The following is a 17,771-nucleotide window of genomic DNA, read 5'->3' as shown; positions in this document are numbered from 1 at the left end:
GGCGGGCGGGCCGGGGCGGGCCGGCCAGGGCGGGCCAGCCGGCCGGGGCGGGCCAGCCGGCCGGGGCGGGCCAGCCGGCCGGGGCGGGCCAGCCGGCCGGGGCGGCCGGGGCGGGACGGGCGGCGGGGTGGGTGGGCGTTAGCGTGCGGGGGTGAACGGGGTTAGGAGCAGGTCGGTGAGGCGTCGCCTGGCGTCCTCGTCGCCGGTGAGCCGCAGCGCGCCCGACTCGACCGCCGCCGCCATGGTGATCTCTCCGCCGCAGACGGCCCGGAGGGTGCCGATGTCGGTGCTGAGCGCCGCGTCGGGCTCGGACGCCGTGCCGCGCCGGAGTTGCACCGTGTCGTCGGCGACGTCAGCGAGGTACGTGTCGGCGTCGATGTGGAACGCGTAGCTGCCGGCGAGCTCCCGGGCCCGCGCCGGGTCGAAGGCCGCCTTGATGCTGAGCAGCAGGGAGTCGATGCCGAGAGCGCCGTCGGGTGACTGGGGGGACTGACTTCCCCAGCGGCCGAACTGCAGGAGGATCGGCTCCAGGGCGCGGCCCCACTCGGTGAGCTCGTAGAGGTGGACCCGCGTCGGTGGGCCCAGGTCCCGTCGGCGCACCACGCCGTGCTCGGTCAACTGGCGCAGCCGCTGGCTCAGCACGTTGGGGCTCACGCCGGGCAGGCCGCCGAGCAGGTCGTTGAACCGTCGGGGGCCGAGCAGCAGGTCGCGTACCACCAGCAGCGCCCACCGCTCGCCGATGATGTCCAGTCCACGCGCGACACCGCACGGATCTCCGTAACTACGCAGGCCGCTCATGACGTCCACCCTACCTGGATCCTAATTCAGGAGTTGCACTTGTTCTTTAGGAGTTAGCCCCCTAGCGTGGTTCTCATGAGCCTGCCGCAAGGTGACGTGAAGCTGCTGGACACCCCGTTGGCCCGACGCCTGCTCGCCGCGTCCCTGGTGGCACGCCTCGCCTACACCGGCAGGGACGGCACGCCGCGGTTGATCCCGGTGAACTTCCTCTGGACCGGCGACGAGCTGGTCGTCGGCGCGTTCGCCGGCAACTACAAGATCCGTGACCTGAGCGCCCGACCGGACGTGGCGGTCTGCATCGACACCACGGACGGCCTTCCCGAGGTGCTCATGCTGCGCGGGAAGGTCACCCTGGCGGAGGTCGAGGGCGTCCTGCCGGAGTACGCCACCATCCAGCGCGCCGGGATGGGCGACGAGGTGGGCAACGCCTACCTCACCGCGATCGACCAACCGGGCCTGCGGATGGTCCGGATCGGCCTGCGCCCCACCTGGGTCGGAGTCGTCGACTTCCAGGAGCGGTTCCCGGCCCGCACACCGGAACCCGTCCGAGCCGCGCTCAGCGGCGGCCAGTAACCAGCCCGGGGTTCACCACACCATCACGGAGGACGAGAGAGATGCGCAAGATTGTCGTGTCGATGTGGACCACCCTGGACGGGTTCGTCGCCGGCCCTGACGACGAGATGGACTGGCTCCTGGTCGACGACCACCTGCAGAAGTACGAGCGGGCCCTGGTGGACAACGCCGGCAGCCTGATGCTGGGCCGGATCACGCACGCCGACTTCGCCGGCCACTGGCCGCGGACCGCCCAGGACCCCGACCAGCCCGACGACGTACGGGGGTACGCCCAACGCCTCGACGAGCTGGAGAAGATCGTCGTCTCCGCCTCGGGTAACACCGCGACCTGGACGGACACCCGACGGCTCGCCCGCCTCGACCCGGACGAGATCACCGAAATCAAGCGCGGGCCCGGCGGTGACATCGTGGTCTACGGCAGTCTCACCCTGGTCCGGTCCCTCGCCGACCTCCGGCTCATCGACGAGTTGCACCTCCTGGTGCATCCCGTGTTCCTCCGCCAGGGCAAGCCGTTGTTCGCCGGTGGTCAGCCGCCGGCACGACTGGAGTTGGTGTCCGCCGAACCCTTCGCTTCCGGGGTCGTCCTCCTCACCTACCAGCCCGCCTAGCCGCTCACAGCTGGGCGACGACGACCCGGGTGGCCTGGGCGAGAAGGGCGTCGTCGGGGCTGGCGTCCTTCTTGTCGCGACTGGACAGCACGGCGAGGACGATCGGGGCCCGGTCGGGCGGCCAGAGCACCGCGATGTCGTTGCGGGTGCCGTACCCTCCGGTCCCGGTCTTGTCCCCGACCACCCAACCGGCCGGCACCCCGGCGCGGACCAGCGCCGCGCCTGTGGTGTTGCCCCGCAGCCAGCCGCGCAGCACGTCACGGTCCGCCGGTTCCAGAGCAACCCCCACGGTGTACGCCCGGAGGTCGCCGGCCAGGGCCCGCGCGGTGCTGGTGTCCCGCTTGTCGCCAGGTGTTCCCTCGTTCAGCGCGGTCTCGTAGCGGGCGGCCTCGGTGACCGTGTCGCCGAGCGCGCGCAGCTTCGACTCGAACCCCGCCGGCCCGCCGAGGTGGCGCAGCAGCAGGTTGCCGGCCGTGTTGTCGCTGTAGCGCACGGCGGCGTCGGCGAGGGCGCGCAGGCTCATGCCCTCGCCGACGTGCTTCTCGGTGACGGGGGAGTGCGCCACCAGGTCCTGCGTGGAGTACCGCACCACCCGGTCCAGTTGGGCGTCGGTGGTGCCGTCGAGCACCTCGGCGGCAGCGAGGGCCTTCCAGGTCGAGGCGTACGCGAACCGCTCGTCGGCGCGGTACTCCACCGTGCGACCGCTGCCCGTGTCGACGGCGTAGATTCCCAGCCGCGCAGCGAACTGCTCCTCCAACTGCCGGAACTCCTGATCGGTGGCCGGCGACGGGGCGAGCGTCACCTGCGGGCTCGGCGTCGTCCGCGTCTCGGTGGCGTCCCCGCCGCCGCACCCCGCCAACGACACCACTGTCGCCGCCGTGGCCACCACGGTCGCCAGTCGTCGGACGGGAACCGTCATCGTCGTTCCTCCTGAGGTGCCGTCGGTCAGGGCAGGATCTCGACGTACCCGTCACTGCCGTGTACGCGGATCCGCTGCCCGTCGCGGATCAGCCGGGTGGCGTCCAACACGCTGACGACAGCCGGCAGACCATACTCCCGTGCGATCACCGCGCCGTGCGTCATCGACCCGCCGACCTCCGTCACCAGCCCGGCGATGCCGACGAACAGGGGCGTCCAACTGGGGTCCGTGTGGGCCGTGACGAGGATGTCACCCGCTTCGAGGTCGGCCTGCGCCATGTCGAGGATGACGCGGGCGCGTCCTTCGACCGTGCCGGCGGAGACCGGCACACCGGCCAGGGCGCCGGCCGGCACGTCGTCACGTCGGTACGCGCCGGTGATGGTCTCGCCGTCGGAGGTCAGCACTCGGGGCGGGGTGAGCGCCTGGTACGACCGGAACGCCTCCCGGCGCTGCCGGACCAGTTCGTCGTCCACCCGGTGCGAGCGCGCGACCTCGTGGAACTCCTGGAACGTGAGGTAGAAGACGTCGTCGGTCGCGGTGAGCACGCCGGCCCGTACCAGGCGTTCGGCCTCCGCCAGCAGGGCCTGCTTGTAGATGAAGTAGCGGCTGATGATGTCGTACTTCGGGTACTCCCGATAGCCGGTGAAGGCCCGCACCCGGTCGATCATCCGCGCGGTCTCGTCGGCCTTCTGCTCCCCGTCCGGCAGCGCCCGCAGGCGCGTCAACACCTCCTGCGCCTTCTGCCGCGCCTGCTGTTCGCCCTGCTCGAAGCGCCGCCTGGCCGCGCCCGGCTCGAAGAGCTTGACGTTGTCCAGGAGCACGGGCACGAGTGTGCTGGGTCGTTCGCTCCACCGCGGCCTGGTGATGTCGATCTCGCCGACGCAGCGCATGCCGTACCGGTCGAGGTACGCCTCGATGGCGTCGCGCGCCTCGGCCCCGCCCGGGACCTTCGGCAGCTCGTCGAGGAAGTCGTCGCGCGCGACGCCGTCGTCCGCGGCGCCCTGCAGAAACGCCACCACCTCCGGGTACGGACGGATCACGTCGGCGACGTCGAGCAGCGCCAGCCCCATCTCCGAGGTCACGTTGCCGGGGGCGGAGAGGGTGAGGGTGTCCGCGGCGTTCTTCTCGCCCAGCCACTCGTGCAGCCGGTCGTTGAGCCACCAGGTGGCCTCCATGCCGGCCATGATCGCCTGGATGTTCAGCGGATCGCCGAGGACCCGCTTGTGCTCCTGGAAGGCCTCCAACAGGAAGTCGAACAGCGCCGGACCGGTCACCGTCGCGATGTCGCGTCGCAGGGCGGCGATGGACGCCCCGCTGCGCTCGATCAACTCGGTGACGACGGCCGGGTCGGTCTCGGTCGAGGTGGACGCGCCGCCGGTCGTCGGCCCGCCGGGACCGCCGCCGTCCGGGAGCGTCGGAACGAAGTCTCCGCGGTCGATCAGGGTCTCCAGCGCGTCCCTCATCAGCGGATCGGACTTGCCCGCCATGGTCAGGAAGCCGGCGCGGCTCGTGGGCGAGGCCAGCAGCCGGGTGGCGTCGACGAACAGCCTCCCGCCGGCCTGCAGCATCGGGGCCATGGCGGTCAATTGCCACATGGAGAGCCCCAGCGGCCGCATGGCGTCGGTCATCATCTGCTGGTGACCGACCGAGAGGTAGACGTGGTTCTCCTGGTCGGCGGCCGCCGGGATGGGGAACAACGTGGTGATCGGCCGGCTCTGCACGATCTGGAAGTCGTCGTCGAGAAGGCACCACTCGATGTCCTGCGGGCGGCCGAAGTGCGCCTCGATCCGTCGCCCGAGCCGTACGAGCCGTACCACCTGGGCCTGCGTCAGTGCCGGCTGCTCCTGCCGCTGCCTGTCGACAGCCACCTCGCGCGTCCCGCCGCCCGGCAGGGCGGCGACGGCACGCTGCTTGGCGGCGACCGTGGCGGCGACGACCTCCCCGTCGCGCACCGTGTAGACGTCCGGGTTCACCAGGCCGGACACCAGGGCCTCGCCGAGGCCGAAGCTGGCGTCCACTGTCGCGACCTTCCGGTTGCCCGTCACCGGGTCGGCCGTGAACAGGATGCCGGAGGCATCCGGAAAAACCATCCGCTGTACGACGACAGCCATCTGGACGGTGCGGTGGTCGATGCCGTTGCGCAGGCGGTAGATGACGGCGCGCTCGGTGAACAGCGACGCCCAGCACCGGCTGACGTGCCGCAGGATCGCCTCCGGCCCCACCACGTTCAGGTAGGTGTCCTGCTGGCCGGCGAAGGACGCCGTCGGCGTGTCCTCCGCCGTCGCGCTGGACCGCACGGCGTAGGCGGCCTGCTCGCCGAACCGGGCGAGCGCGCCGGTGATCGCGCCGGCCAGGTCGTCCGGTATGGCGGTCTCCTCGACGCTTCGGCGGATCTCAGCGCTGAGCGTGCGGATCCCTTCCCGGTCGTCCGGTTCGAGGCGCGACAGCAGATCGAGCCGTTCGTCGATTCCCGGCGTCTGCGCCATGACCTTCCGGAAGGCGGCCGTCGTCACGCAGAACCCGGCCGGCACCCGGATGCCGTCGATCCGGGACAGCGCGCCCAGGTGCGCGGCCTTGCCGCCGACCACCGACACCTGCGTCTCGTCGACCTCTCGAAGGTCCAACAGCGGTGCCCGGTCGCCGCGGTCTCCGTCCATCGACAACACACTCACGTCGCGCCCCCGTTACCTCGTTTGTGCTGGTCCGGCCGCCGATTGTGCGCCACGACCGGGGTCTTGCGGCAAGCCCCCAGGTGCGATATATGTTAGAAGTGGCAGGGGGAGTGATCTCCTTGCCGCTTGTTTTTGTCGGGGCGGCCGGGCCCGCTCAGTCGTAGGGGAGTTGGCGCGGCTCGATTCTCAGCCCCCGGCCGAGCTGCCAGGAGGCGGTCGGCCAGGCCGCGAGGAACCCGGCTATCAGCCCGAGCTGACCGGCGAACCAGAACGTGGGGCCGTCGGGTCGCAGCGGCGGCTCCGGCAAGACCACGCGATGCGCGAGCGTCAGCCACACGAACAGCGCCACCTCGAACGCGGTGATGGTCAGCAGCTCGATCCGGCCGACGTTAGACAGGGCGTGCCAGACCTTCGTCAGGCTGCGACCTGGCCCGGCGAAGTACCGGAAGAGCACGGCGATCGTCACCGCCATCAGGTAGTCGCCGGCGTAGTCGACCCACAGCGGGTCCTCCGCCGGGTCGAATCTCACCGCGTACAGGGCGACCTCGGCGATGATGAAGCCGAGAGCGCAGTGGGCGCCGCAGCGGGACACGTGGGTGACGACGAGGCCCCGGCGGGGTCGTCGCGGTCGACCCTCCTGCCGCCGTCGAGAGAACGCCTCGGGCCGTCCCCAGTTCCAGTAGAGGCGGACGGCGGCCGGGCCGATGTAGAGGACGGTCACCAGCCAGACGATCTCCATGACCCGGACGGGCTGTCGGTGTCCGCGGAGATAGGTGTCGGCCAGGACGACCGCGAAGCTGACGACGCCGACCGCGAGCGAAGCCCACGAGAGCGCTACGAGCCAGGTAGGTTGCATCCCCGCCCCTTCCGCCAGCCGGGCGAGTCTTTCACGTCGTACTCGTCGGCACCGGAAGATCGGGCGACCCGGCCGGCCGGTGCGAACGGGTTCACCCTCCCGCCGTCGCCCGGACGGTGGAGTGACCTTCGGTGCCGCTGCACTACCGTGCGAGGGTGACGAGTGCCCCTCGCGAAGCGGAAGCGCGTGTCGGTCCGATCGGCGCACTGCTCTCCCGGCTCCTGTTCCTGGTCATCTGCCTACCCGGACCGGTCCTGCTCGTCGTCGCCGTGACGCTGGACCCGCCGCGATCGTCGAGCGACTTCTGGGGTCTGCTGGTCGGAGGCGTCCTGGCGACAGCCATCGGTGTCGGGTTCGGCGTCTTCGGCTGGCGGGTGGTGGGCCGCTCACGTCGCGACGCGCGTCGACTGTCCGCCGCCGGTGTCGCCGCGACGGCGGAGGTCCTCGCGGTGGCGAACCACCTGGCTGGAGAGAATCCCGAGCTGGAACTCCACCTGCGCATCAGTGGGCCGGGGTTCGCCACCTTCGAGGCGGACACGATCCGCGCGACCGACCCGGCCCTCGTGCCCGGCGCGGTGCTGGCCGCCGTCGTGGACCCCGCTGACCGTCTGTTCGCGATCATCTGAGTTCTTCCCTGCCCCGGAGCGTGATTCGCGGGGTCGAAGCGGCATCGTCGCGCTGGCAGACTCTCGGACATGGTCGACTGGTACACGTGGGTCGAACTGGACGGCGACGTCGTCCGGATCTCGGAACCGCACGTCAACGAACTGTTGTCGGCGAACCTCTGGTGGCTGCGGGGCACCGATCGGGACGTCGTGATCGACGCCGGGCTGGGTGTCGTCGCCGTGCGGGAGGCGATTCCGGGCCTGTTCGAGCGCGATCCGCTGGTCGTGCTCACCCACGCGCACCTGGATCACGTCGGCGGGGCGTCAGAGTTCGGTGACCGGGCCGCCCACCCCGCCGAGGCGGGGATCTTGGCGGCGGGCGTACCGGCGAAGCATGCAATTCCTCGTCGACCTCGACGTGTCCGTCGTCCATCCCGGCCACGGGGACAGCTTCGACCGGACGCGCCTTCGCCAGTTGGCCGAGACCTACCTGCGTAAGGCAGCCGTCAGCGTTGCTGATAAATGAAAGCGGACCTATAGCATAATTCGCTGCGTGCCTCCCAAAAGGGAAACTTCACGGCTCACCCGTAGCCCGGGCCGCCTGCTGGCCTTCAGCGACGGTGTCTTCGCGATCGCCGTGACGCTTCTCGTGCTGGAGATCCAACCGCCCCACGACTTCGGGCACCTCGTCCAGGGGCTCGGTGCACTGTGGCCGTCGTACCTGGCGTACACGCTGAGCTTCCTGCTCATCGGGCAGGTGTGGGTGAACCACCACGTCATGTTCGACCACGTTCGGCACGTCGACCGAGGGGTCCTGTTCCTCAACACGCTGCTCCTGATGGTCATCGCGTTCCTGCCGTTCTCCACGTCGCTGCTCGCCGACGCGTTGCGGGCTGAGCAGGGGCTGCGCGCGTCGGTCGTGGTCTACGGCGGCACACTGTGGACGGCGGCCGCCCTCTTCAACATCGTGTGGGCCCACCTCCGCCGCGCCAAACTGCTGGACCCCGGCCTCGGTCCCGTCGGCGCTCGGGCCATCAGTCGCCGATTCGCGCTCGCGCTGGTCTGGATCGGCGGCGGGATCCTCGTCGGCGCGTTCGTGCCGATCGCCGGCGTCGCCATCATCGCCGCGTTCCTGCCCGCCTACTACCTGCCCATCCGCGGCGAGTACGGCGAGGACGACACCGCCGCGCAACCGGCCGACTGACTAGAGTCGGCGGCATGCGGATCCGGATCGACGGCACCGATTTCCCAGGTCAGCGTCCCGGTGCGGAGGCCGACGCCGTGCGGCTGGGCAACGTACACGTCGGGGTTCAGCGCAAGGCCGAGGTGGTCGATCAGGTGCCGGCCGACGCGGCCAGCGTCACCTGGTCCTTCGAGGTGTCCAGCCGTGAGATCGACGGCGCGCTCGACGTCGGCGGCCCCTGGGTGCACGGCCGTCCCGGGGCACGATTTTTGTATCTGAGCTGGGGTGCGGTGACCCAGGACGGGTTCGCCATGTTCCGACGAGCGAAGCTGATGTTCACCGACGTACCGACCGAACTGCTGCGCGCCGCCCACGAGGGCAACGGAACGCTTGTCGGCCGGGTCGGGTTGACCGATGCCGCCGGTGAGCCGATCTGCGCTCGGGTGCACCCGCCCGCAGTCGCCTGGGCGGTGGAGTGAGCGCTGTTGACGGCTAGCTGCCGAAGTCGACGCCGCTGAGGGAGACGGAGCGGTACGCGGCGAGGCGCTCGGCCTGCGCGGTGACGGCCATACGCGTGGCGTCCGACAGTCGGCGCCACGGCTGGACGGCGACAGTGAACGCCTTGCCGGACTTGCGAGGGCGCCAGGTGCCAACCAGTTCGCCGCCGACCAGGACCGCGCCCGGACGACCCAACACCGGCCACAGCTCCTTGGCGTGGGCGGCGTCCGGCACCAGCGTTGCCCGGTCCTTGGCCTGCAGGAACAGGTCGAACGGGCCGAGCAGGCGGGTGCCGGTGCCGTCGGCCGACTCCAGCGCCTCCTCGTCGGCGGCCAGCAGTGAGCGCACCTCGCGGTCGACCGTCACCTCGATCACATCGTCGGGCCAGTGCGCCTTCACATCCCTCACCGGGGCGTCGAGGTAGTCGGCCACCTGTTTCGGGGTCGCCGGGCCGAGCAGGCGAAGGTACGCGCGCACGAGGTCGAACCGGTCACCCGGGGCGGCCGACTTCCGGAACCCGGTGATGCGCCGCAGGACCGGAGGTGAGGTGTCGAGCTGCAACTCCAGTCCGGCCCGTACGGCGGCGAGCCGGAACGGCATCTCGTAGAGGTGCGTGGCGTTACACGGCCGGCAGAACCGCAGATACGGCTCGGGCAGCATGGTGGCCAGGCGCCCGGAGACCTCCCCCTTGACCGTCGGCGTGCTGACGACGGTCCGCATCCGGTCGGCGATCTCGTCCAGGGCCGTGAGGTTGTCGATGCCGGCGGCCTTCAACGGCTTGGCGGCGTCGTAGATGCGCTTGCCCGCGTCGGCGTCGGAGAAGGGCTCGACGGCGGCCGCTACCTTCGCCACGTCGGCCCGGCGGTAGAGGTGGGGCGCGCCCCGCACGGTCCACAGCAGGACCAGATCCGTGTCGGACAACGCGGTCACGTCGACCCCGCGCACCGCCAGCGCCCACCGGGCGCCGTCCGGACCGGTGTTCTGCACCCCGAAATCCAGGACGGCGGTGTCGGCGAGCGTGCCCTCGGCCCGGTCGAGCTGCTGGGCGCGGACCCGGAAGTTCATCACCTGGCGCCGATCGACCATGTCAGCACCCTAGTTGGGGTGGCGCTTCCGGTGGGTCCAGGCGCGCAGCGCCCATTCGACCGGGCCGTACCGGAACCGCCGCAGCCACCACGCGCTGGCCACCAGCTGGAACGCGAAGATCACCAGCGCGATCAGCAGTGTCTGTGCCGGCGAGGTGCGGCCAACCAGGCCCCACCCGACACCGGTGAAGACGAGCACGCACACGAGCGACTGGGCCAGGTAGTTCGTCAGGGCCATCCGCCCGGCCGGCGTGAACGCGTCCGCGACACGCGGTCGCCGCGTGAACAGGCGCAGCAGGGTCGCGGCGTAGGCCGCGGCCAGAAACGGCGCGGTGACGATGCTGACCATCAGCCCGGTCAGGTTCGCCGTGCCACCACCGACGGCGAACACGACGGCGCCGGCCAGACCGATCGGATACCCCACCCGTTCGCACCGGCGCAGTAGGTCCTCGTGGGCGGGCACGGCGGCAAGAAGCCGGTGCCGGCCGGCGGCGAGGCCGACGAGGAACGCCGCGAACGCCAGTGGCCCCTGCACGGCAAGGCCGCCGACCATCGCCGGCATCGACCGCAGGTGCTCCAGGACGACGTCACCGAGGCCACCGCCGAGCGCCAGCGTCGAGCGCGCGCCGGCGTCGACCGCGGCGGCCTCGTCCGGAACCAGCGTGGCGCCCAGGACCGCGGCGAGCCCGACCACGACGGCGATGCCGCCGATGATGGCCGCCGCCGCGATCAGCGCGGTGCGGGGCTCGATCCGGCGCACGGCGAGCAACACCAGTCCGAGCAGCGCGTACGTGGTGAGGATGTCGCCGTGGAACAGCAGCACCGCGTGCAGCACACCGAGAACGAACAACCCGGAGAGCCGGCGCAGGAACGCCGGACGGAATGCCACACCGCGCCGAGCCGCGGAGTCGAGTTGCAGGGTGAAGCTGTAGCCGAACAGAAAGGCGAACAGCAGGTACGCCTTCATCGCGAACAACAGCTCCACCGCGCCGGCGATCAGCAGGTCGAGTGCGCCGCGCGTCGGGTCGTCGACGAGGTGGAACTCGTACCCGGAGCTGAAGAACGCGATGTTCACCAGCAGGATGAGCAGCAGCGCGCTGCCCCGCAGGGCGTCCACGACGGTGATTCGGGCGGAGGCGCCCCCGGGCGAGGACTGTGGACGACCGTCGCCCGGTCGGTCGAGTCGGGTCACATTCATGGTGTCCAGCCTCGGGAGCATGGCCCGCCGCCGGGAAGTGTTTTCGTCACACGCGCTGTCGTGACGAAAAGACGCCATGGGCCCGCCGAGCCGGTCACGTGGCGTGGATCGCCCCCGTGCTGGGATTCATCCCGCTGCACGTGCCGTGGATCCTCGGCATCCCGCTGTTCGCCAATCCCGGTCCGTTCCGTGAGTGGTACCACGGTCGCGGGCCCGGGGTGGGGGACCACCCGGTGGACGGTTTCCTGGGCCTGCCGGCCGGCGCGTTCTACCTGGGTCTGCTGTGCGTCCTCGCCGGGCTCGGTGGCCTCCTGGCGTTGGGACTCATCAAGGACTGGGGTGTGGTCTTCCCCCGGTGGGTGCCGTGGCTGCGCGGACGTCGGGTGCCACCGTGGTTGCCGCTGACGCCGACGGTACTGGGATCCGCCCTGATGATCGGCTACTCGGCGACCCTGCCCTGGCAGTTCACCGCAGACCTGGCCGAGTCGAGCGCGGAGGACATCTTCACCCCGACCGGCGTTCTCATCGGCCTCCCGCTCCTGCTGGCCTGGACGGTCGCGTTGCCGCTGGCCGGGTGGTCCTACTACCGCCGCACCCGGCTGCCGCGACGCGACCGGCGACGCTGGTCGGTGTCGGTGGATGACCGACCAGCGTCGCCGCCCGGGTTGCCCAGGATCGGGTGACGGGCTCAGGCCACCAGCGAGACCTGCCCGTTGTCCAGGTCGTAGCGGGCGCCCACCACGCGCAGCGCGCCCTCGTGCACCTTCTCGGCGATGATGGTGCTGCGCGCGCTGAGCGCCCGCACCTGCGCGGCGATGTTGGCGCGCACACCGTTCTCCACCGGGTCGCCGGGCTGGTCCAGCACCGGCTCGACGATCGGGCGCAGGGCGTCCACGATGGTGCCGATGTGCCCCGGTGCCGTGCCGCCGGTGTGGATGGCGTCGATGGTGGCGGTGATCGCGCCGCAACGTTCGTGGCCGAGGACGACGATCAGCAGGCTGCCGAACTCCTCCACCGCGAACTCGACGCTGCCGAGCAGCAGGTCGTCGACGATGTTGCCGGCCACCCGGTTGTCGAACAGGTCACCGAGCCCCTGGTCGAAGAGCACCTCGGGGGCCACCCGGGAGTCCGCGCAGCCGACGGTGATGGCGAACGGGTGCTGGCCGGCGGCGAGCCGGTGCAGGTCGGCCAGGCTCTGGTGCGGGTGCCGGCCGTGACCGGAGGTGAACCGCCGGTTGCCGGCCTGCAGCCGACGCAGCGCCTCGGTCGGCGTATCGACCGGGTTGTCGGCTGGTGCGGCGGCAGCGGCGGAAGGGCTGGCTGCGGCCGCGCCGAGCGCCACGGCGGCGGCGCCACCGGCGGACAGCAGCGAACGGCGGGACAGGTGGGAACGTGCCACGATCATCTCCCTGAGGGTAGGCGATTCGCTCTTCCTACCAGGCCGCCGTCCACAGTGGTTTTCGCCCTCTCGTGGTCAGCAGGCGACGGTGAATCGCCCCTGCTCCTTCGCCACGCGAGCAACAGCATGGACGGGTTGACCTTGACACAGTGACAAGGTCTTCACTGGGGCGGAAGGGGTGATTCCGATGACCACGCCGAAACAGGACACGAACGCGATGAGGGTTCTCCGCGGGCTGGGAAACAGCGACTCGTCGGTGCGGCTGCGCGCGGCACTGACGGCCGGCACGACCCCTGACCCGCAGCTCATCGACACGCTCATCGAGCGCTGCGCGGTCGAGCCCGAGTTCTCCGTACGCGAGATGCTCACCTGGGCACTCCTGCGCCACCCACCCGAACTGACCGTCGCGAACCTCACCGACGAGCTCCGCTCGGAGCGTGCGCAGGCCCGAAGTCAGGCGTTGCACACGCTGTCCAAGATCGGGGACCGGCGAGGCTGGCCGGCGATCACTCGGGCGCTGCTGACCGACGCCGACGACGAGGTGGCGCGAAGCGCCTGGCGCGCAGCGGTCGCGCTCGTACCCCTCGGCGGCGAGCCCGAGTTGGCCACGGTGTTGTCGACACAGTTCGGGCGGGGCGGGCGGGAGATGCAGTTGAGCCTCAGCCGGGCGCTCATAGCGCTCGGCGAGGTGGTCATGCCGGTCCTGCGCGCCGCGATGGCGGATCTCGACCCACGCGTACGCGCGCACGCGGTCGCCACACAACGGCTGAGGCAGGATCCGGATGCCGGGTTCGAGTTCGCGATCGAGGCGGCGAAGCGCGTCGTCGCCCTCGGCCCGATGGGAGAGAAGGGATGACGCCAGGTGTTGATCGGTGAGGTGGCGCGACGGTCCGGCGTCAGCGCCCGCATGCTCAGGCACTACGACGCGCTCGGGCTGATCCGGCCCACCGGTCGCACCGGTTCCGGCTATCGCGAGTACACCAGGGGGGACATCCGGCTGATCTTCCACGTCGAGAGCCTGCGTTCGTTGGGCCTGTCGCTACGCGACGTGCGCCGCGCGCTCGATGATCCCGGTTTCACACCCGCCGAACTCGTCGACGACCTCATCCGGCGGACGCGACTCCGCATCGCGGACGAGATGGAGCTGCTCACCCGACTCCGCCGGATCGGTGCCGCGGACCCCGCCGACTGGGAGGACGTCCTTCAGGTCGTGACGCTCCTGCGGGCACTGGGGTCGGAGAGCGCGGGCACCCGCCAGCGCGCCGCCCTGTCCTCGGTCGGTGAGGGTCCGGTGCCGGTGGAGGCACTTGTCGAGGCGGTGCTGAGCGAGTCGGACCCGAACGTCGCCGGAGCCCTGCGCTGGGCGCTGGCGCAGTCCGGCGACGGCGGGGTGGCGCTGCTGGCCGAGGGCCTCGGCTCACCAGAAGCCGAGGTACGCAGGCGTGCCGTCCAGTCCGTCGCCGAGATTCCGCACGCTGCGGCGACCGACGTGCTGCGGGACGCCCTCGCGCACCCCGACCTCGTGGTCCGCGGGTACGCGGCTCTGGCGCTCGGGGCACGCGGAGTGGCGGACGCGCTTCCCACGTTGATCGGCATGGTCGTCGAGGAGACCAAGGACGTCGACGCCGCCGACGCGTTGAGCCTGCTGGCGGCCGATCCCGCGCTGGCAGACCAGATCACGACCCGGCTCGTGGCCTGCCTCGGGCAGAGCGGCGTCGCACCGTCTGCACGGAGACGGCTGACCGAGGCCTTGGCGGACATCCCGGGGAGCCTCGCCACACGCGCCCTCACGGACCTGTCGCACGACGAGGACCGCGCCGTCGCACTGACGGCGACCTCCATTCTCGCCCTCCGCGACGAGGGTTCACCATGACCACACCCTGTGGAGCCGACCAGAATCGGTGCGGCGTCGCGCGAATTGATCATCGTTTGGGCTTCGACTATCGTCCGCGTCCGTGAAATCTTCCCGTCTTGCTTCCGTCATGTTGATCCTTGCCGTTACGACTGCCCTCGCCGCCTGTGGCGACAGTGACAAGGCGACCACCGCCGGACCCGCCACGCCCGCTGCCACGTCCGCGGCCCCGTCCGCGGTGGCCACCTCCGCCGCCACGCCCGCCTCGTCACCCGCGGCCGGCGCCGCGAGTGACAAGGAACTCTGTGAGTCGGCGAAGAAGGCCAGCGACGAGATGAAGGCCGAGCTGGTGAAGGTCGCCATGACCGGCCAGGACTCGCCGGCGGATTACCAGAAGATTCTGAGCGACCTGGACAAGAAGATCGTCGCGGTCGCCTCGACCGGCGACGGCAAGGTGGCCACCGCCCTGCGGGCGTTCGGCGCGGAGGCGGCCAAGGCTGCTGCGGCGGCGGACCCGGCGACCGCCGCCGACAACCCGGCCTTCGAGAAGGCCGGCAAGGACATCTCCGACGCGTGCAAGGCGGCTGGATTCAAGCTGGTCATCTGACCATCGTGGCGTGGTCGCGCCGGGTGCGATGACGGACGGCCCCCTCGCCTGAGCGTGGGGGCCGTCCGCCGACAACGGAGGCGGTGGTCAGCCGCCGGCGAAGGTCGTGTCGACGCCGCACTTGGCGTTCTGGTTGAGGCAGGACTTCACCAGGTCACCGAGACGCTCCGGCTCCCAGGCGTTCATGAAGTCGCCGTGCATCGAGGACGGCTTGCCGGAGGAGAGGCTGAGGCCGTCACCGCCCAGCGACTCGTAGTTGACCATGAAGGAGAGGTCCGGCACGGCCACCGGGTACTTGCCGGTGCAGACGCCGTTCACCGGGTCGCCCATGTGCGACTTGTGATCGGGTGAGTCGATGTTCTTGCCGTCCCAGCAGTCCTTGAACACGAGCTGGAAGATCAGGTTGCCGCCGGGGGCGCACCTCGGCCAGTTGCCGTCGGCGCTGCGGCCGATCTCGGCGCTGCCCGCGCACCAGAACTGGTTGCTACCGGCGTTCTTCGGAGTGTCCACCTGCCGCTTGGCGTCGCCTTCGACCACCACCAGGCCCGGCGGGAAGGGCTTGACGGTCGACGGGTCCTTGACCCGCGAGCCGTAGTAGATGCGCATGCTCTTGATCGGCACGGCCTTGCCGTCCTTGCGTAGCTCCGGGGTCCAGTAGGCGCTCTTGTCCCCGGGGGCGTTGCAGGTGTTCGGCGCGGAGAACAGCTTCTCCGTCGTGGTGAAGGCGTCGATCTTCGGGCCGAAGAAGGTGTGCATGTGGGAGGCGCCCGAGAGTCCAGGCAGGACGATCGGGTCGTCCGGGGCGGAGTTCGCGACGCCGCAGTCGGTGTGGAACTCGGGAACCCGGGTGGTGCCCGGCGGCACCGCCTTCGGCGTGATGGCGTTGAAGGCGGCCAGTTCCCTGCTCCACTTGGCCTGGTCGACCGGCACCCAGCCGCCGGCCGGCGCGCTCGGCGGGACGGACGTCGACGGGGACGCGGACGCGGTGGAACTCGGCGTGGCCGAGGGGACCGGGGCAGCCGACGTGCTCGGCGTGCCCGACGTGCCCGTCACCGGGCCGAACGTGAACCAGTTCAGGTTCACGAAGTCCGACGTCGAGGTGCTCTTCATGACGGCGAAGACGGTCTGCGGGCCCGCCGGCACGGCGGACGCCGTCGCGGTGACGGTCTTCCACTTCTGCCAGCCACCGGTCTGGGCGATCGGGAAGCTGGCCAGCAGTTGACCGTTCTGCGCGCCGAGGCGCAACTCGACAGTGCCGCCGGCGGCGTTCTGCGAGGCGACCCGGGCCGTCAGGTCGACGCCGGTCAGCGACACACCGTCGTAGCGCAGCCAGTCGCCGCTGGCCAGCCAGCCGACGTTCCGGCCGCCGTCGGCGTCGCCGGTGCCCTCGGTCTGCGCACCGGACTGCGCCGCGAAGGTCTCGGCCTGCACCCGGCCGGGCACGGCGACCTCTTCGGCCTGGGCGCCGGCGATGTAGATGCCACTGCCGGCCAGCGCGGCGACGACCGCGGAGGCAAGCGTGATGCGGGCGAGACGACGACGCTTTCGCGCCCGGTCCGGCGGCGCGACATGCGCGGGGGTAGTCCGCATTACCAGTGATTTCCTTCGAGTCGGTGACAAAGCTCCTGTTGAAGGAAGTATGTGCACGTCAGGGGCCTGCATCAACTCGCGGGGAAAGAATTAAGGAGGCCGTTCGGCACCTGCCCTGGCTGCCAGCGCGTCGGCTCGGAATGACAGTTTTTCGCTCGTACAGCCTTAAGTTTCTTTTAAGTCCGGTCCCCGCGTTCCGGTTCACTGATTACGAATTTCGCGTAACGAATTGCGGTCGAATTCCTCAGTCCCGGAGCAGTTCGACGGCGACGGCTGGTGACAGTGCGCGCAGGAAGTCTGGCGCGTCGAACATCTCGCCCGCGGAGGCCACGCCGCTCGTCCTCGTCCGACCGTCGAGGATGCGCCGGACCGCCTCCACGGCCAGGGGCGCGCTGACCGCGTAGATGTCGTGGCCGCTGGCCACGACGCGGCGGCGCGTGTCGCCGCGACGCACGATGACGTCGACCGTGAACGTCTGCGCCGATCGGCCCGCCTCGTCGACCGCGACCGGCGCCGCCGCGGCGGCCAGGTCGGTGGCGGCGTCGACGCTCATGTACGTGCGGACCTCGGGGATGGCCAGGTGACGGGGGATGGTCACGACGTCGGCCATGGTGAACCCACCGAGGACGGTGCGCCGGCCCAGCGGCGCGGGGAAGTCCCAGTCCATCCTCGGTAGGTCCCGCGCACCGGAGTGGTACTCCAACCGGCCTCCGGTGTAGCGGACCCGGCGGCCGGCGCGGCGCTCGTGGGAGACGGCGCCCGCGGCGACCGTCCCGGCCGTCGGGTGCCAACTGCTCAGTCCGTACGCGACGTGCGCCTCGTCGGCCGACGTCCAGTCGCCCATCGCCGTCGTCGCGAGCAGGTCGCCGAGCCCACCGAAGAAGGCCATCGCCGGGACCACCGCGACACCGGCCGCCCGGGCGCGTTCGGTGAAGTGCGTGAACGTGTCGAGGTTGGCCTCGATCTCGGCCGCCACGTCCACGTACGGGATCCCGGCTCGCAGCGCGGCCTCGATCACGCCGGCGGCGGTCGACGCGAACGGGCCGGCGCAGTTGATGACCGCGTCCACGCCGGCCAGCGCCGCGTCGAGCGAGGCCGGATCGTCGGCCGACGCCACCCGGTAGGCGAGCCCGGACGCCGCCAGCCGGCGCGGGTCGCGGCCCACCGGCAGCGCGTCGAACCCGCGCTCGCGCACCTCCGTCACCACGAACCGTCCGGTGTGCCCGTACGCCCCGACAACCGCCACGATGTGGCCCATTGCTGCCCCCTCAAAGATCGACTGGGACCAGCCTCACCCAGCGGCCGGCGACCGACCAGTGTCGGAAACG

19 protein-coding genes and 1 pseudogene are annotated in these 17,771 nt (G+C 70.8%); 11 read left to right on the top strand and 9 right to left on the bottom strand.

The features are described from left to right. Positions 1-138: 138 nt before the first annotated feature. Entirely contained in the window at positions 139-798 is a 660-nt protein-coding gene (locus ACFYL6_RS10680) for a winged helix-turn-helix transcriptional regulator (RefSeq protein ID WP_387170011.1), read from the bottom strand. A 75-nt stretch (positions 799-873) separates the two neighbouring features. Here ACFYL6_RS10680 and ACFYL6_RS10675 point away from each other — a divergent pair, with 75 nt between their 5' ends. Beyond that, positions 874-1,371, top strand: coding sequence for a pyridoxamine 5'-phosphate oxidase family protein (locus tag ACFYL6_RS10675; protein ID WP_387170010.1), 498 nt, complete (start codon positions 874-876; stop codon positions 1,369-1,371). Between the two features lie 41 nt (positions 1,372-1,412). Continuing rightward, positions 1,413-1,979 (top strand): dihydrofolate reductase family protein, encoded by a 567-nt coding sequence (locus tag ACFYL6_RS10670; protein ID WP_387170008.1) that lies wholly within the window; start codon positions 1,413-1,415, stop codon positions 1,977-1,979. A gap of 4 nt (positions 1,980-1,983) precedes the next feature. Here the strand turns inward: ACFYL6_RS10670 and bla are convergent, their stop codons facing one another. The 3 genes from bla to ACFYL6_RS10655 form a co-directional block, all read right to left on the bottom strand. Next, complete coding sequence (gene bla / locus ACFYL6_RS10665; protein ID WP_387170006.1) at positions 1,984-2,898, bottom strand: class A beta-lactamase; 915 nt, start codon at positions 2,896-2,898, stop codon at positions 1,984-1,986. Positions 2,899-2,924: 26 nt separating this feature from the next. After that, entirely contained in the window at positions 2,925-5,555 is a 2,631-nt protein-coding gene (gene rph, locus ACFYL6_RS10660) for a rifamycin-inactivating phosphotransferase (RefSeq protein WP_387170004.1), read from the bottom strand. A 169-nt stretch (positions 5,556-5,724) separates the two neighbouring features. After that, complete coding sequence (locus ACFYL6_RS10655) at positions 5,725-6,426, bottom strand: DUF4396 domain-containing protein (RefSeq protein ID WP_387170002.1); 702 nt, start codon at positions 6,424-6,426, stop codon at positions 5,725-5,727. 155 nt (positions 6,427-6,581) lie between these two features. On the opposite strand from ACFYL6_RS10655, the gene ACFYL6_RS10650 reads away from it, so the two are divergent. The 5 genes and pseudogenes from ACFYL6_RS10650 to ACFYL6_RS10630 all read left to right on the top strand — a co-directional run bounded on the left by ACFYL6_RS10650 (position 6,582) and on the right by ACFYL6_RS10630 (position 8,693). Beyond that, complete coding sequence (locus ACFYL6_RS10650) at positions 6,582-7,052, top strand: hypothetical protein (RefSeq protein WP_387170000.1); 471 nt, start codon at positions 6,582-6,584, stop codon at positions 7,050-7,052. Between the two features lie 69 nt (positions 7,053-7,121). Further along, positions 7,122-7,370 (top strand): annotated as a pseudogene (locus ACFYL6_RS10645) (MBL fold metallo-hydrolase); the annotation flags it as partial. A gap of 55 nt (positions 7,371-7,425) precedes the next feature. Then, on the top strand, positions 7,426-7,557 hold the full coding sequence (locus ACFYL6_RS10640; protein WP_387170423.1) for a hypothetical protein: 132 nt from the start codon (positions 7,426-7,428) through the stop codon (positions 7,555-7,557). A 27-nt stretch (positions 7,558-7,584) separates the two neighbouring features. Beyond that, positions 7,585-8,235 (top strand): TMEM175 family protein, encoded by a 651-nt coding sequence (locus ACFYL6_RS10635; RefSeq protein WP_387169998.1) that lies wholly within the window; start codon positions 7,585-7,587, stop codon positions 8,233-8,235. A 14-nt stretch (positions 8,236-8,249) separates the two neighbouring features. Next, positions 8,250-8,693 (top strand): DUF5990 family protein, encoded by a 444-nt coding sequence (locus ACFYL6_RS10630; RefSeq protein ID WP_387169996.1) that lies wholly within the window; start codon positions 8,250-8,252, stop codon positions 8,691-8,693. A 13-nt stretch (positions 8,694-8,706) separates the two neighbouring features. On the opposite strand, the gene ACFYL6_RS10625 is transcribed toward ACFYL6_RS10630, so the two are convergent. Further along, entirely contained in the window at positions 8,707-9,798 is a 1,092-nt protein-coding gene (locus tag ACFYL6_RS10625) for a winged helix DNA-binding domain-containing protein (RefSeq protein ID WP_387169995.1), read from the bottom strand. Positions 9,799-9,807: 9 nt separating this feature from the next. Beyond that, complete coding sequence (locus ACFYL6_RS10620; protein ID WP_387169993.1) at positions 9,808-10,995, bottom strand: DUF418 domain-containing protein; 1,188 nt, start codon at positions 10,993-10,995, stop codon at positions 9,808-9,810. 116 nt (positions 10,996-11,111) lie between these two features. On the opposite strand from ACFYL6_RS10620, the gene ACFYL6_RS10615 reads away from it, so the two are divergent. Further along, positions 11,112-11,678 (top strand): hypothetical protein, encoded by a 567-nt coding sequence (locus tag ACFYL6_RS10615; protein ID WP_387169991.1) that lies wholly within the window; start codon positions 11,112-11,114, stop codon positions 11,676-11,678. Between the two features lie 5 nt (positions 11,679-11,683). On the opposite strand, the gene ACFYL6_RS10610 is transcribed toward ACFYL6_RS10615, so the two are convergent. Further along, complete coding sequence (locus ACFYL6_RS10610; protein WP_387169989.1) at positions 11,684-12,400, bottom strand: carbonic anhydrase; 717 nt, start codon at positions 12,398-12,400, stop codon at positions 11,684-11,686. 181 nt (positions 12,401-12,581) lie between these two features. Here ACFYL6_RS10610 and ACFYL6_RS10605 point away from each other — a divergent pair, with 181 nt between their 5' ends. The 3 genes from ACFYL6_RS10605 to ACFYL6_RS10595 all read left to right on the top strand — a co-directional run bounded on the left by ACFYL6_RS10605 (position 12,582) and on the right by ACFYL6_RS10595 (position 14,853). Then, a complete protein-coding gene (locus ACFYL6_RS10605) occupies positions 12,582-13,250 on the top strand; it encodes a HEAT repeat domain-containing protein (protein ID WP_387169987.1) in 669 nt (222 codons plus the stop codon). 6 nt (positions 13,251-13,256) lie between these two features. Further along, positions 13,257-14,267, top strand: a complete 1,011-nt coding sequence (locus tag ACFYL6_RS10600; protein WP_387169985.1) for a HEAT repeat domain-containing protein — start codon at positions 13,257-13,259, stop codon at positions 14,265-14,267. A gap of 109 nt (positions 14,268-14,376) precedes the next feature. After that, on the top strand, positions 14,377-14,853 hold the full coding sequence (locus tag ACFYL6_RS10595) for a hypothetical protein (RefSeq protein WP_387169984.1): 477 nt from the start codon (positions 14,377-14,379) through the stop codon (positions 14,851-14,853). Between the two features lie 87 nt (positions 14,854-14,940). Here the strand turns inward: ACFYL6_RS10595 and ACFYL6_RS10590 are convergent, their stop codons facing one another. Both ACFYL6_RS10590 and ACFYL6_RS10585 read right to left on the bottom strand, forming a co-directional pair. Next, positions 14,941-16,443: a DUF1996 domain-containing protein gene (locus ACFYL6_RS10590; protein WP_387169982.1), complete on the bottom strand. Its 1,503-nt coding sequence runs from the start codon at positions 16,441-16,443 to the stop codon at positions 14,941-14,943. 244 nt (positions 16,444-16,687) lie between these two features. Next, positions 16,688-17,701: a saccharopine dehydrogenase NADP-binding domain-containing protein gene (locus ACFYL6_RS10585; protein WP_387169980.1), complete on the bottom strand. Its 1,014-nt coding sequence runs from the start codon at positions 17,699-17,701 to the stop codon at positions 16,688-16,690. Positions 17,702-17,771: the final 70 nt, after the last annotated feature.

The organism is Micromonospora sp. NPDC007208 (assembly GCF_042869175.1).
GTDB classification, from domain to species: Bacteria; Actinomycetota; Actinomycetes; order Mycobacteriales; family Micromonosporaceae; genus Micromonospora; species Micromonospora foliorum.
This window is presented reverse-complemented; position numbering and strand designations above follow the sequence as displayed.

Bases quoted from the DNA above. Each gene is read 5' to 3' on its own strand.
- ACFYL6_RS10605 (WP_387169987.1), top strand. From the start codon at position 12,582: ATGACCACGCCGAAACAGGACACGAACGCGATGAGGGTTCTCCGCGGG.
- rph (WP_387170004.1), bottom strand. From the start codon at position 5,555: ATGGACGGAGACCGCGGCGACCGGGCACCGCTGTTGGACCTTCGAGAG.
- bla (WP_387170006.1), bottom strand. From the start codon at position 2,898: ATGACGGTTCCCGTCCGACGACTGGCGACCGTGGTGGCCACGGCGGCG.
- ACFYL6_RS10655 (WP_387170002.1), bottom strand. From the start codon at position 6,426: ATGCAACCTACCTGGCTCGTAGCGCTCTCGTGGGCTTCGCTCGCGGTC.
- ACFYL6_RS10675 (WP_387170010.1), top strand. From the start codon at position 874: ATGAGCCTGCCGCAAGGTGACGTGAAGCTGCTGGACACCCCGTTGGCC.
- ACFYL6_RS10585 (WP_387169980.1), bottom strand. From the start codon at position 17,701: ATGGGCCACATCGTGGCGGTTGTCGGGGCGTACGGGCACACCGGACGG.
- ACFYL6_RS10595 (WP_387169984.1), top strand. From the start codon at position 14,377: ATGTTGATCCTTGCCGTTACGACTGCCCTCGCCGCCTGTGGCGACAGT.
- ACFYL6_RS10680 (WP_387170011.1), bottom strand. From the start codon at position 798: ATGAGCGGCCTGCGTAGTTACGGAGATCCGTGCGGTGTCGCGCGTGGA.
- ACFYL6_RS10630 (WP_387169996.1), top strand. From the start codon at position 8,250: ATGCGGATCCGGATCGACGGCACCGATTTCCCAGGTCAGCGTCCCGGT.
- ACFYL6_RS10670 (WP_387170008.1), top strand. From the start codon at position 1,413: ATGCGCAAGATTGTCGTGTCGATGTGGACCACCCTGGACGGGTTCGTC.
- ACFYL6_RS10590 (WP_387169982.1), bottom strand. From the start codon at position 16,443: ATGCGGACTACCCCCGCGCATGTCGCGCCGCCGGACCGGGCGCGAAAG.
- ACFYL6_RS10640 (WP_387170423.1), top strand. From the start codon at position 7,426: ATGCAATTCCTCGTCGACCTCGACGTGTCCGTCGTCCATCCCGGCCAC.
- ACFYL6_RS10625 (WP_387169995.1), bottom strand. From the start codon at position 9,798: ATGGTCGATCGGCGCCAGGTGATGAACTTCCGGGTCCGCGCCCAGCAG.
- ACFYL6_RS10610 (WP_387169989.1), bottom strand. From the start codon at position 12,400: ATGATCGTGGCACGTTCCCACCTGTCCCGCCGTTCGCTGCTGTCCGCC.
- ACFYL6_RS10620 (WP_387169993.1), bottom strand. From the start codon at position 10,995: ATGAATGTGACCCGACTCGACCGACCGGGCGACGGTCGTCCACAGTCC.